Consider the following 13,047-nt stretch of genomic DNA (forward strand, 5'->3'; position numbering starts at 1 on the left):
ATCCCGAACAGGACAGTGAAATGACTCAGCGCCGATGATAGTGCGGATTCCCGTGTGAAAGTAGGTCATCGTCAGGCTAATATCAAAGTCAAAACCCCCAGCTCGCGAGAGTTGGGGGTTTTTGCTTTGGGGGTCGATTCCGTAGTACACCTGTTTCTCCGCGGCAATGGCATCGCCTTTTCCTGGCGGCTTTAACTCGGTTTTGGATTCAGACGGCAGGAATGATCAGAATCACCCGGCGATTCTGGGCTCGACCAGCCTCTGACTTGCTATCGGTTATCGGTTTTTGGGCACCGAAACCTTTGACCTGCATTTGAGCCGCCTTCATACCGGCCTCGACCAGTGTTTGGGCAACGGCATGGGCGCGCCGTTGTGACAGGCGCTGGTTGTAGTCAGGGCTGCCTACATTGTCGGTATGGCCTTCGATGCGTATGGCTTCGATGCCGCTGGCCTGCATGGCTTGGGCCACGCGCTGGATGGAGGCGATATGGTGGGGTTGAAGCCGATCCGAGTCGAATTCGAACAAGAGATTGGTGTTCAGATTCAATTCCCAGCCCTCATCGGTTTCAACGAAGCCAAGCGCCCTGAATTGATTCACTTGAACGGCCGTGTACTTTTCGGGCTTGGCCTTGGGGATGGGGGGCGTCTGAGCGCAGGCGGAGAACAGCAGGATGCTGCTCAGCATCAATAGATGCAGGCTTGTGCGGCGCTGCTTTTGACGACAAGACTGGTCTTTGTTGATCATAAGGGAGCTCCTTTTTCGCTCAAGTTACCCAGTCCCGCATGGCTGCTGCTGGGCATAGGGCTTGGGCTTTTGTTTGGCGAGGCGGCCATGGACTTCTCCCGGTACATGGCCAGGTCTGCGGTTCGCAACAGGTTTTCGGCGCTGTCGCCATCTTTGGGGAAGGCGGCGATGCCTATGCTCGCGCTCAATGTGAGGCTGATACCGGCGCCAATGGCGATCGGCGTTTCTCGCAGCGAAGTCAGCAGTTGCTGCTGGATCCGTGCCGCATCGCTGCTGTGGCGCAGCGGGCGTAACAGAATGACGAACTCATCGCCGCCCAGGCGGCCGACCAAATCGCTGTCCCTCACATTGGCGCGCATGCGCTGGACCAGTTCGACCAGAACCTTGTCGCCAGCGTCGTGCCCGTAGCGGTCGTTCACTTCCTTGAATTTGTCAGCGTCCAGGAAGAGCAGGGCCAATTCGGTGTTCTTGAGTTGGGCTTCGGTGATGGAGTCTTGCAGCTCTTGCTCGAAGTAGGCGCGATTGGCGGCGCCGGTGAGCGCGTCGTGCTTGGCGGTGAAGCTCAGCAAATCGTGGTCGCTGCGCAGGGCTTCGTGTCGGCGCTGCAATTCGGCCTCATTGGCCTGGACTTCGGCCAGCAAGGCGTTGAAGTCGGCCCCCAGTTGGTCGATTTCCTTCACCTGAGCCGTGGGGGCTCTGCGGCTGTAGGCCCGTTCTTCGCGTACCGCGCGGGTGTGTCGGGCCAGGGCTAGCAAGGGATCGAGGATGATGTGCTCGATGCGGCGAGAGGCCCATAAAACCGTCAAGGCGGTGAGCAAGATGCCCAGCAGAATTGCACCCAAAGACCAGGCCAGGGTCAGTAGCAGGGCGACGCTGTCGCTTTGCAACTCGACTCTGGCCACCTCCATGCCGTCCAGTTGGACGCTGCTGCTGGCCTGCATGGGGAAGAGCCAGCGGGCCAGGCGCGAAAGCCGGCTGTGTTGGCTGGCGCGGTGGTAGGCGGCCAACTCCGTGCCGTTGGACAGCAGCACCCGTGCCTCGTTCAGGCCCTCACGGTCGACGATGTTTTTCAGTACAAGCCGGGTGGCCTCCGCATCCTGGAACATCACGGCGGCTTCGACCGAGTAGCTGATGGAGCGGCCGACCAGCTCCAGATTGTGGCTTAGCGAAGCTCTCAGCGCGAAGAAGGAAGAGCAGGACAACAGCAGGCCGACCGTCAGCAAGGCCACCAAGGCGACGCGAAGCTGCGCCCGGTGCAGCACGCTGGCCAGGGAGCTGGAGCGTGGTGTGCTCACGATTTGCTCACTGGGCCACGCGGCTTGGCCAGGCGCAAGACCTGGGCATTGACCCGCAAGCCGCTGCGGGTGACGGCGTCCAGATTGACCTCGAAACGGGTCGAGCTGCCGGCCTTGGACAGGCAGAAGAGCCCGCCATCGCTGCAGAATTCGGGTTCATAGCCTATGGTCAGCACGGGCTTGCGATCCAGCTTGCGCAGGGCGGAGCGCGCAGCCGGGCCGTTCCAGCCCTCGAAATAGACCAGATCGCAGGCCCCGGGCAAGGGCGAGTTGGCCTCGACGCGTATCAGCAGGAGTTGGTGTCGGATCTTGCTTTGCTCTAGCTGTTGGAGCAGATCAAGGGCTTCGCGTTGGCTGCCGGTGATGCAGGCGCTCAGGCTGCGGCTGGGGCCGGGCCAGACCGTGTAGTTCAGGATGCCGGCGACGATGGCTGCCGTGCTCAACGGCGTTTCGGCCCCGGCCAGATTGTGGGCGAGATCTGCTGCGCTGTTTTGCGCCGCGGCCAGTGCCGGGGCAATGCAAAAGATCGCGCTCAGCAAGGCCTGGGGGAGCAGCTGTCTGAAACGGGTTGGGGCAAAGCCTGAGCGCATGTGCTGATACAAAAAAACGTAAGGCCTGGGCGCATTTTGCCCGCCGATGCCGCTCAGTGCCCGTCTTGATTGGGAGTTGGGTGCAGACTCAGAGAAGCACCGCACGAAAAAGCTGTTTGTGTGATCGGGCTTCGATGCTTGGCGTTCTGGAGAGGCCTCGCGTGGGCTGCGTACACTTCCCGGGCCTGCGCTCTTGAACTCGTGCGACCATATTGAAAACTGTGCGTGCCCAAGCGTCGGCGGGGCTTGTTGAGGGGGATGCGTCAAGTGAGGGAGTTTGATATGCGGCAGAAATTCGGCCTGGGCCTGGTCGTGCTGGGCCTGTGGCAGCTGTCCGCCGGATCGGCTATCGCGGCTCCAGCCGCCGCGGCCAGCGCGCTCGCGCCGACGGGCCTGCGCCAGGAGGTGCTGGATGACTTCAGGCCTTTGCCGACCCCGGCCAAGGGGCGCGCGAAGGCTACGGCCAATGTCGCAGCCAAGCCACCGGCCTCGGCCTGGACGGTCAGCAGTTCCGAGCAGGTGCGCGCCAGCTTGCGGCAGGACCCGAAGTCCGGTCAGTGCATGGACTATGACTTTGCCGGCGTTTCCGGCTATGCCGTCCTGCGCCGGGCCTTGCCCACCCACTGGCCCGAGCGCTTTGAGCTGCTAGCACAAATCAAGGGCAGCGGGGCCGGTGTCAATGATTTGCAGATCAAGCTGATCGATGCCGGCGGCGAGAACGTCTGGTGGGCCAACAAGGTCAATTTGCAGATGCCGAGCAAGCTCACCGAGCTCAAGCTGCGCAGCCGCCAGATCGACTTTGCCTGGGGGCCCAGCAAGGACCGCCGGCTCAAGCAGACCGAGAGCATCGAGTTCGTGGTGGCCGCTGGCCAGACCGAGCGGGGTGGTGGCAAGGGCAGTTTCTGCCTGGCCGGACTGGCCATGAACGAGAAGCTGCCGGAGCCGCCCTATTGGCCCGAGCCCATCGTCACGGTGGACTCGGGCTTTGTGGATTTTGACTACCAGCTGCCGCGCGAATTCAACGGACTGGCCCTGCGCTGGCCTGCGTTTGCGCGCGGCCTCAATTACGAGGTTCTGGCCTCGAATGATGGCAAGGCCTGGAGCCTGCTGCGCAGCGTCAAGGGCAGCGACGGCGGCTTGGACGCCCTTTTTCTGCCGGACAGCGAGGCGCGCTATCTGCGCGTCAAGTCCAGTGTGATGGCGCAGCCCTCGGTGAATTTGCGCAGCGCGGCCGCCTGGCCGGGCTTGAATTCGCTGCTGGCCAGCTTGGCACAGGACAAGCCCAAGGCCGAGGTGCAGCGAGGGGATATTCCGCGCGCCTGGCTGGGCGAGCAGAACTACTGGACCCTGGTGGGGGTGGATGGTGGCGGTCCGCGCTCGGCCTTGCTGAGTGAGGATGGCGCGCTGGAGATTGGCCGCGGCGGCTATAGCGTGGAGCCCGCGGTCAAGCTGGACGACGGCAGCATCGTCAACTGGGCCTCGGCCAAGATCAGCCACAGCTTGCGCGACGGCTATCTGCCCCTGCCCAGCGTGCATTGGCAACATCCGGCGCTGAGCCTGGACATCGAGGCCGTGGCCGATGGCCCGCGCGCGGCGCCCAGCTTGCTAAGCCGTTATGTGCTGCGCAATACCGGCGATCGCCGTCAGCTCTACACCTTGATGCTGGTGCTGCGGCCTTGGCAGGTCAATCCGCCCCAGCAATTCCTGGCCACCCCGGGCGGGGTGACGGCTGTGCGCAGCCTGCGCTGGCAAGGCGGGGATTTGCAGGTCAATGGTCAGCCCGGCTTGCACCCCACGGAGGCGCCGCAGCAAGTGTCCGGCCTGGCTTTTGATTCCGGCCTCAGCCTCAAGGCCTTGCTGGCTGCGCCTGGCATCGGCAGCCTGAGCGATCCGCAAGAGCATGCCTCGGCCCTCATGCAGTTCCGGGTCTTGCTGGCCCCGGGCGAGAGCAAGACGGTGGGCTGGAGCGCGGCGCTGGGCGGACTGGATCTCAAGAGCAGCAAAAGCAGCAATCTCAGTCTGGCCGAACTCGACAACCGTTTCGACCTGGCCGCCGCGCATTGGCGTGAGCGCCTCAACCGGGTGGCCATCGTGCTGCCCGGCACGGGCCAGCCGATTGCCAACACCTTGCGGACCTCGCTGGCGCATATCTTGATGTCGCGCGAGGGTGCGGCTCTGCGGCCGGGGACCCGGGCCTATGCCCGCAGCTGGATCCGTGATGGCGCCATGATGGTGGCGGGCCTGGTGAGGTTGGGCGAGATCGATGCCGCGCGCGAGTTTGTCGACTGGTATGGCGAGCGCCTGTTCGTCAGCGGCAAAGTGCCCTGCTGCGTGGATCAACGCGGCTCAGACCCGGTGGTTGAGAACGACAGCCAGGGCCAATACCTCTACGCCGTGGCCGAAGTCTGGCGCCACAGCCATGACCATGAGTTCTTGCAGCGCCACTGGGCGCGGGTGCAAAGCGTGATGACCTGGATGGAAGGCCTGCGTCAGAGCGAGCGGGGCGAGGCCAATAAGAGCCTGGACCGGGCGCATCTCTTCGGCCTGCTGCCGCCCTCGATCAGCCACGAGGGCTATTCCGACAAGCCGGCCTATTCCTACTGGGACGATTTCTGGGCCCTGCGAGGCTATAAGGACGGCGTACACATCGCCCGCGCGCTGGGGCAGTTCCAGATCGCCCAGCAATGGGCGGCCCAGCGGGACGAGTTCCAGCGGGAGCTGGTGGCCTCCATCGCCGCCACGTCCAAGCGCTTCCATATCGACACCATTGCCGGGGCCGCCGACCGGGGGGACTTCGATGCCACCTCGTCCACCATCGCACTCAACCCGGCGCAGGCCCAGGACGTGCTGCCGCAAGCCCTGCTGAACGGCACGTTTGAGCGCTACTGGACCGAGATGAATGCCCGCAGCGAGGGCCAGCGCACCTGGACGGACTACACGCCGTATGAGCTGCGCAATGTGGGGGCGCTGCTGCGTTTGGGTCAGTCTCAGCGGGCCCATGCCATGCTGAACTTCTTCTTCAAGGACCAGCGCCCGGCGGGCTGGAACCAATGGGCCGAGGTGGTTTTGCCCGAGCCTCGCGAGCCGCGCTTTCTGGGCGAGATGCCTCATGCCTGGGTGTCGTCCGACTACATACGCTCCGCGCTGGACATGTTTGCCTACGAGCGCGAGGCCAGCGGCGAGCTGTTGATAGGCGCGGGCCTGCGGGCCGAGTGGTTGGGGCAGGGGGAGATCGCGATGCGCGGTTTATCCACGCCCTATGGCCCGCTGAGCTATGCCTTGCACAAGGAGAGCTGGGGCTGGCGCCTGGAGCTGGAGCAGGCCGGTGCGCCCACCCGTTTGCTGTGGCCGGACGGCATGGCTTTGCCGCGCGCGGCCACCGAGGGCCGTCCGCTCAAATGGCAGGGTAGGGAATTGCTCTTGCCGGTGGCACCGGCCACCGTGCGTTTGTCGGCCGACTGAGGACGGTGCAGCCGAGGGAATAGATCAAGCCAGGGCCTGGGCCGCGCCCATGCGCTCGACCCGGCGGTGTAAAAAGGCGCGGGCCAGGCTGGACTCGGCCTGCAGTCGCTGGCCGATATAGAGCTCGCGGCGGCGCTCCTGGATCTGGCTGCGCAGGCGGCAGGCCATCACGCCCAGCGGGTCCAGGCCCACCTCCTCGGCCTGGCTGATGGCGTTGCAGAGCTTGTGCATGGGGTGGTTTTGCAGGGCGCTCAAATGCGCTTGCACCACCCGCAGGCGGCCTTGCACGGCCTGTTCGCTGCGACCCAGCCAGGTATTGATGGCGTCGGCATTGCCGCCGTGGACCTTGACCGGGTCTTCGCCGGCGGCCAGCAGAAGGGCGGCGATGCCGCTGCGGTCCTCGCGGGCATAGGCCTGGTTGACCTGCATCATGGCCTGCTCGCGCTGTAGGCGCTGGGCATTGTTGCTGGCGAAGTCGGGGTGCAGGCGCATGGCCGCACGGCGGTAAAGCGTTTTGAGGCTGGGCGGCGCCAGGTCCACCAGGCCGCCTGCAGGCTCGGCCGGCAAGGGGGCGCCGGCCGGTAGCTGAGGCAGCAGGGGCAGGGCGGTGGCTTGCGGGGCGCGGGGGGCCTGCACCTCGACACCGTTGCGCCGCAAGGCTTCGGCCAGGCAATGGGTGGCGCTATGCAGCTGGGATTCCAGGGCGTCGAGCTCCAGATAGTGCTCGCCCAGGGCCTCGGTGTAGCGGTCCACAAAGCGCTGGATCTCGCTGCGCAGCTTGTCGAAGGTTTTTTCCTGCTCGCTCAGAAACTTCTGCATCTCGCTCAACTGACTACGGCGGCGTTCCAGTCCATGTCGGGATAGCGCTGTATTCGACATTGTCATGAGCGAGTCTAGGGTTTGGATGCGAGTGGATTTGAGCTCATATTGTGGACGGCCCTGGCCCTGGCTCAAAGCGAAAACAGCCCGCTGGCGGGCTGTTTATCCGGCGATTTACCCTGTGATCAAGGGGTGGAAGCGGCGCCTTCGCTCAGCTGGGCTGAAGCCGCCGGGGCCGGCGCCGGCGCCGTGATTGCCTCTGGCGTCTTGTGGGCAGGGGCCGAGACCGTGGGCAGGGGTAGCAGGGGCACGATCAGCAGGGCGACGATATTGATGATCTTGATCAAGGGGTTGACGGCCGGGCCGGCCGTGTCCTTGTAGGGGTCGCCCACGGTGTCGCCCGTCACCGCGGCCTTGTGGGCTTCCGAGCCCTTGCCGCCGTGGTGGCCGTCCTCGATGTATTTTTTGGCGTTATCCCAGGCGCCGCCGCCGGTGCACATGGAGATGGCGACGAAGAGGCCGGTGACGATGGTGCCCATCAAGAGCCCGCCCAGCGCGGCCGGGCCTAAGAGCAAACCTACCAGCACCGGCACGACCACCGGCAGCAGGGAGGGCACGATCATTTCCTTGATCGCGGCGCTGGTCAGCATGTCCACCGCCGTGCCGTACTCGGGCTTGGCCCGGCCTTCCATGATGCCCTTGATGTCGCGAAACTGGCGCCGCACCTCGACCACCACGGCACCGGCCGCGCGGCCCACGGCCTCCATGGCCATGGCGCCGAAGAGGTAGGGGATCAGGCCGCCGATGAAGAGGCCGACGATGACCTTGGGGTCGCTCAGATCGAAGGCCACGCTGATGCCTCGGCTCTCCAGCGAATGGGTGTAGTCGGCGAACAGCACCAGGGCGGCCAGGCCGGCGGAACCAATGGCATAGCCCTTGGTGACGGCCTTGGTGGTATTGCCCACGGCGTCCAGCGGGTCGGTCACATCGCGCACGCTGGCCGGCAGCTCGGACATCTCGGCAATGCCGCCAGCGTTGTCGGTAATGGGGCCGTAGGCGTCCAGGGCCACGACGATGCCGGCCATGCTCAGCATGGAGGTGGCGGCGATGGCGATGCCGTAGAGGCCGGCCAGTTGGTAGGTGATCAGGATGGCGGCCGAGACGAACAGCACCGGCCAGGCCGTGGAGCGCATGGACACGCCCAGGCCGGCGATGATATTGGTGCCGTGGCCGGTGGTGGAGGCCTGGGCGATGTGACGCACCGGCGAGTACTGGGTGCCGGTGTAGAACTCGGTGATCCAGACCAGCACCGCCGTCAGCACCAGGCCGACAGCGCAGGCGCCGAACAGGCGCAGCTGGGTGCCCGCACCCAAGGCCTCATCGGGGATGGCCGCCTTGGTGACGAAGTAAAAGGCGATCAGCGACAAGACACCCGCCACGGCCAGGCCGCGGTAGAGCGCCGGCATCACATTCTTCATGCCCGGCGAGGCCTTGACGAAGCTGCAGCCAATGATGGAGGCGATGATGGACACGGCACCTAGCAGCAGCGGGTAGAGCACGGCGGCCAGCGGTGCTGCCGTGACCATCAGCGCGCCCAGGGTCATGGTGGCGATCAGGGTGACGGCATAGGTCTCGAACAGATCGGCCGCCATGCCGGCGCAGTCGCCGACGTTGTCGCCGACGTTGTCGGCGATCACGGCGGGGTTGCGCGGGTCATCCTCGGGGATGCCGGCCTCCACCTTGCCCACCAGGTCGGCGCCCACATCGGCGCCCTTGGTGAAGATGCCGCCGCCCAGGCGGGCGAAGATGGAGATCAGCGAGGAGCCGAAGGCAAAACCCAGCAGGGGCTTGAGCGTGGCCGTGTCCACTTTTTCGCCGCCGCTGAGGAACCAGAAGAACAGGCTAACGCCCAAAAGCCCCAGACCCACGACCAGCATGCCGGTGATGGCGCCGCCCTTGAATGCGACGTCCAGCGCCGGGCCAATGCCCTGGGTGGCGGCTTGGGCGGTGCGCACATTGGCGCGCACCGAGACATTCATGCCGATGAAGCCACAGGCCCCGGAGAGCACGGCGCCCAGCACAAAGCCGATCGCCGTGGTGCGGTCCAGAAAGACCGCGATCAGCAAGGTGAGCACGATGCCCACCACCGCGATGGTCTTGTATTGCCGGGCCAGATAGGCCGCCGCGCCTTGCTGGATGGCGGCGGCGATCTCCTGCATGCGGGCGTTGCCCGCGTCCTGACTCAAGATCCAGCTTCTCTGGATGAAGCCGTAAAGCACCGCGGCAAAGCCGCAGGCCAGTGCGAAGTACAGCGCCAAACTCGTCGACATGTAACTGTCTCCTGTTCTAGTGATTGCCGTGATCGAACAACGCGCCTGCAAGCTCAGCCCCGGTACAGCCAGAACGGGCCCAGGTCACGGGGCCGAGCTTAAGTGATGGCTTCGCGACAAAGCAATTGAGCACCCCGGTGTTTACCCAATGTGTGCGGGTAAACAAGGGGGTTAGGGGCCTTGGAATGGGCTTGTTTTGAGGCGCATCAGGCCGCTGTCAGTTCATGGCAAGGCCAGCCCTTAGAATCCGGGTTTCCCCCGGGCAATCAAAGCAGAAACTCATGAGCTTGCACAATGTGACCCCTGGCGCCAAGGCGCCTGAGCAATTCAACGTCATCATCGAGATCCCGATGAATGCCGATCCGATCAAGTACGAGGTGGACAAGGAAAGCGGCGCCCTCTTCGTCGACCGTTTCATGACCACGGCCATGCACTATCCGTGCAACTATGGCTATATTCCGCAGACCCTGTCGGACGATGGCGATCCGGTCGATGTGCTGGTGATCACGCCTTTTGCCCTGACGCCTGGCGTCGTCGTGACCTGCCGTGCCATCGGCGTGCTGAAGATGGACGATGAAGCCGGTGGCGACGCCAAACTGCTGGCCGTGCCCATCGACAAGATCCTGCCCATGTACACCCACTGGCAAAAGCCTGAGGACGTGAACAAGATGCGCTTGAACGCCATCCAGCACTTCTTCGAGCACTACAAGGATCTGGAGCCGAATAAATGGGTCAAGGTGCAGGGCTGGGAAGGCCCCGAGGCCGCCCGCGCCGAGATCGTCTCCGGCATCGAAGCCTATCAAAAGGCCAACCAGGCCTGAGACCGCCGCGGTCAAGGAAGACCAAGCGCCTCGCGAAAGCCGGGCGCTTTTTTTACGCCTCAGCCCGGGGCCTTGAAGGGCTGGTGAGACTCCAGCTCATCGACGTAGCCGCGCATGGCCTGGCCCTCCTGGGCCAGAAAATCGGCCACCGCTTCTTTGAAGCCCGGGTGGGCCAGCCAGTGGCTGGACCGGGTGGGCACGGGCAGCAGGCCGCGCGCCATTTTGTGCTCGCCCTGGGCCCCGCCTTCAAAGCGCCGATAGCCCTGTTCGATACACCATTGCAGGGGCTGGTAGTAGCAGGCTTCGAAGTGCAGGCAGGAAATAGGCTCTACCGCGCCCCAGTAGCGGCCGTAAGCCGCGCCCTGTGCCGGGTCCAGCGCAATCAAGGAGGCCGCGACGCGGCTGCCGTCGGCCCGGCAGGCGATGAAGAGCAGCCAATGTTCCGCCATGGTGTCGGCCACGCGGGCAAAGAAGTCCCGGCTCAGATAGGGCGTGCTGTGGTGGGCGCGGTAGGTGAGCTGGTAGCAGCGGTAGAAGAAATCCCAGTCCTGTTCGACGATTTGTGCGCCTTGCCGCGCCTCAAACCAAATGCCGGCCTCGCGCACGCGGCGCCGCTCCTGCTGGATTTTTTTGCGCTTCTCACGCTGCAGCGAGGCCAGAAAGTCCTCGAAGCCGGCATAGGGCTCTGGGCACCGGTTCTGCCAATGGAACTGCACACCCTGGCGTTCCATCCAGCCCTGGGCTTGGGCCGCCTGATGGTCGGCCGCCGTGCCGAAGAGCAGGTGGGCGGAGGACAGCGTTTGTTGGCGAGCCAGCGCCTCCAGGCCTTGCATCAAGACCTGACGCGCAGCCTCATCGGTAGCCAGCAGGCGGCTGCCCGGCACCGGCGTGAAGGGCACGGCCACCAGCAGCTTGGGGTAGTAGGCCAGGCCGTGGCGTTGATAGGCATCGGCCCAGGCCCAGTCAAACACATACTCGCCATAGGAATGACTCTTCAGATAGGCCGGGCAGGCGGCCACCATCTCGTCGCCATGCCAGACGCTGAGGAACTGTGGCCGCCAGCCGCTGCGGGCCGCGGCGCTGCCCGATTCATGCAGGGCACGAAAGTACTCCAGGCGCATAAAGGGCGTGGGCTGGCTTTGCTGTGCCAGCAACCGATTCCACGGGGCCAAGGCCGGATCGGCAGGGTTCTCGTGGACCCGAATGACATAATCGAGCTGAGCTGTTTTCAATCCAATCCTCATGTCCGTCAAAGTCGCGCTGGCGCAAATCAATGTCACCGTGGGTGACATCCAGGGCAATGCCCAAAAAGTCGTGGACTGGGGCCGTCGTGCCCATGCCGCCGGCGCCCGATTGTTGCTGACACCCGAGTTGAGCCTCTGTGGCTACCCCCCGGAAGACCTTTTGCTGCGCCCGGCTTTCATCCAGGCCTGCGACGAGGCCGTCGCCTGGATCGCTGCGGAGCTGCGCGATTGTGCGGGCTTGCATGTGGTGCTGGGCCACCCCTATCAAAAGCCCGAGCAGAAAGCGGCCGAAGCCGCCGAGTCGGAGCAGGCTCGCAGCAAGAGCTGGGCCGTGCCGGACCGTTTCAACGCCGCCTCGGTGCTGGCCGGGGGTCAGGTCTTGCAGACCTACTGCAAGCGCGAGCTGCCCAATTACCAGGTCTTCGACGAGCGCCGCTATTTCGTCTCGGGCCGCGACGCCGGCGAGGCGCCGGTGGTGTTCGAGGTCGATGGCCTGCGCTTTGGCCTGAATATCTGCGAGGACGCCTGGTTCGAGGAGCCGGCCCAGGCCGCCAAGGCGGCCGGCGCGCAAGTCCTGTGCGTGCTGAATGCCTCGCCCTTCCATCTGGGCAAGGTGGAGGAGCGCGAGCAGCGCATGGCCCAGCGGGTGGCCGAGCTCGGCCTGCCCCTGCTGTACTCCCATCTGGTGGGCGGGCAGGACGAGGTGGTGTTTGACGGCGCTTCCTTTGCGCTGGATGCGCAGGGCCGGGTGGCCGCGCGTGCGCCCATGTTTGAAGAAGATTTGACCCTGATCGAGATCGACGCGGACGGTTCTGTACAGGGTCAGGTCTTGCCCCTGCCCGAGCTGGAGGCACAGGCCTGGGCCGCCCTGGTCACCGGCGTGCGCGACTACGTGGGCAAGAACGGCTTTCCCGGTGCCCTGATCGGCCTGTCGGGCGGCATCGATTCGGCCTTGGTGCTGGCGGTGGCGGTGGATGCGCTGGGCGCCGACAAGGTGCGCACGGTGATGATGCCCTCGCCCTACACGGCCGATATCTCCTGGATCGATGCCCGTGACATGGCCGAGCGTCTGGGCGTGCGCTATGACGAAAAATCCATCGTCCCCATGTTCGAGGCCTTCAACACCAGTCTGGCGGACGAATTCAAGGGCCTGCCGCTCGATGCTACCGAAGAGAATATCCAGGCCCGCATCCGTGGCACGCTCTTGATGGCCTTGTCCAATAAGTTCGGCGCCATCGTGCTGACCACCGGCAATAAGAGCGAGATGGCGACCGGCTATTGCACGCTGTATGGCGATATGGCGGGTGGTTTTGCCGTCATCAAGGACGTGGCCAAGACCCTGGTGTTCCGCCTGGCACGCTGGAAAAATCAGCAGCCCAGCTTGCGTGCAGATGGCACGCTAGGCCCGGTGATCCCCGAGCGCATCATCACCCGCCCGCCCTCGGCCGAGCTGCGGCCCGACCAGAAGGACCAGGACAGCCTGCCACCCTACGAGGTGCTGGACGCCATCTTGGCCTGCTATATGGAAGAGGACCAATCCATCGCCGAGATCATCGCGGCCGGTTTCGCGTCGGCCGATGTGGAGCGGGTCACCCGCCTGATCAAGATCAACGAGTACAAGCGCCGCCAGGCGCCGGTCGGCATACGCATCACCCACCGGGCCTTTGGCCGGGATTGGCGCTATCCGATCACCTCAAAGTTCCGTGCTTAAATCGAACAAACCCCTGTCCAACAATTTGGA

Annotated in this window: 9 protein-coding genes; 3 read left to right on the forward strand and 6 right to left on the reverse strand. The window is 64.5% G+C overall.

Annotated features, from left to right (window positions below):
• Positions 1-208 precede the first annotated feature (208 nt).
• From HNP55_RS10110 to HNP55_RS10120, 3 genes are read right to left on the reverse strand one after another with little or no spacing between them, the layout of a single operon-like run.
• The gene (locus HNP55_RS10110) at positions 209-745 is read right to left on the reverse strand and encodes an OmpA family protein (protein ID WP_184298877.1); all 537 of its coding nucleotides are present in this window, start codon (positions 743-745) and stop codon (positions 209-211) included.
• On the reverse strand, positions 742-2,040 hold the full coding sequence (locus HNP55_RS10115; protein WP_184298879.1) for a diguanylate cyclase: 1,299 nt from the start codon (positions 2,038-2,040) through the stop codon (positions 742-744). The genes HNP55_RS10110 and HNP55_RS10115 overlap by 4 nt, the downstream gene beginning before the upstream one ends.
• On the reverse strand, positions 2,037-2,483 hold the full coding sequence (locus HNP55_RS10120; protein ID WP_184298881.1) for a YfiR family protein: 447 nt from the start codon (positions 2,481-2,483) through the stop codon (positions 2,037-2,039). Before HNP55_RS10120 ends, HNP55_RS10115 begins: the two co-directional genes overlap by 4 nt.
• A 429-nt stretch (positions 2,484-2,912) precedes the next feature.
• On the opposite strand from HNP55_RS10120, the gene HNP55_RS10125 reads away from it, so the two are divergent.
• Positions 2,913-6,092, forward strand: coding sequence for a hypothetical protein (locus tag HNP55_RS10125; protein ID WP_184298883.1), 3,180 nt, complete (start codon positions 2,913-2,915; stop codon positions 6,090-6,092).
• A gap of 24 nt (positions 6,093-6,116) precedes the next feature.
• Here the strand turns inward: HNP55_RS10125 and HNP55_RS10130 are convergent, their stop codons facing one another.
• Positions 6,117-6,911 carry a J domain-containing protein gene (locus HNP55_RS10130; RefSeq protein WP_184298885.1) on the reverse strand — a complete coding sequence of 265 codons (795 nt, stop codon included), beginning with the start codon at positions 6,909-6,911 and terminating at the stop codon, positions 6,117-6,119.
• Positions 6,912-7,096: 185 nt separating this feature from the next.
• Positions 7,097-9,241, reverse strand: coding sequence for a sodium-translocating pyrophosphatase (locus tag HNP55_RS10135; RefSeq protein ID WP_184298887.1), 2,145 nt, complete (start codon positions 9,239-9,241; stop codon positions 7,097-7,099).
• A gap of 281 nt (positions 9,242-9,522) precedes the next feature.
• Between HNP55_RS10135 and ppa the strand changes: the two genes are divergently transcribed.
• A complete protein-coding gene (gene ppa / locus HNP55_RS10140; protein ID WP_184298889.1) occupies positions 9,523-10,062 on the forward strand; it encodes an inorganic diphosphatase in 540 nt (179 codons plus the stop codon).
• A 59-nt stretch (positions 10,063-10,121) separates the two neighbouring features.
• On the opposite strand, the gene HNP55_RS10145 is transcribed toward ppa, so the two are convergent.
• On the reverse strand, positions 10,122-11,306 hold the full coding sequence (locus tag HNP55_RS10145) for a GNAT family N-acetyltransferase (RefSeq protein ID WP_184298891.1): 1,185 nt from the start codon (positions 11,304-11,306) through the stop codon (positions 10,122-10,124).
• Between HNP55_RS10145 and HNP55_RS10150 the strand changes: the two genes are divergently transcribed.
• A complete protein-coding gene (locus HNP55_RS10150) occupies positions 11,305-13,017 on the forward strand; it encodes an NAD+ synthase (protein ID WP_184298892.1) in 1,713 nt (570 codons plus the stop codon). The genes HNP55_RS10145 and HNP55_RS10150 overlap by 2 nt on opposite strands.
• Positions 13,018-13,047 lie beyond the last annotated feature (30 nt).

This window comes from Roseateles oligotrophus (genome assembly GCF_014204525.1).
Taxonomy (GTDB): Bacteria; Pseudomonadota; Gammaproteobacteria; order Burkholderiales; family Burkholderiaceae_C; genus Paucibacter_A; species Paucibacter_A oligotrophus_A.

Coding starts and splice junctions, on each gene's coding strand:
- HNP55_RS10130 (WP_184298885.1), bottom strand. CDS start 6,911: ATGCAGAAGTTTCTGAGCGAGCAGGAAAAAACCTTCGACAAGCTGCGC.
- HNP55_RS10135 (WP_184298887.1), bottom strand. CDS start 9,241: ATGTCGACGAGTTTGGCGCTGTACTTCGCACTGGCCTGCGGCTTTGCC.
- HNP55_RS10110 (WP_184298877.1), bottom strand. CDS start 745: ATGATCAACAAAGACCAGTCTTGTCGTCAAAAGCAGCGCCGCACAAGC.
- HNP55_RS10145 (WP_184298891.1), bottom strand. CDS start 11,306: ATGAGGATTGGATTGAAAACAGCTCAGCTCGATTATGTCATTCGGGTC.
- HNP55_RS10125 (WP_184298883.1), top strand. CDS start 2,913: ATGCGGCAGAAATTCGGCCTGGGCCTGGTCGTGCTGGGCCTGTGGCAG.
- ppa (WP_184298889.1), top strand. CDS start 9,523: ATGAGCTTGCACAATGTGACCCCTGGCGCCAAGGCGCCTGAGCAATTC.
- HNP55_RS10150 (WP_184298892.1), top strand. CDS start 11,305: ATGTCCGTCAAAGTCGCGCTGGCGCAAATCAATGTCACCGTGGGTGAC.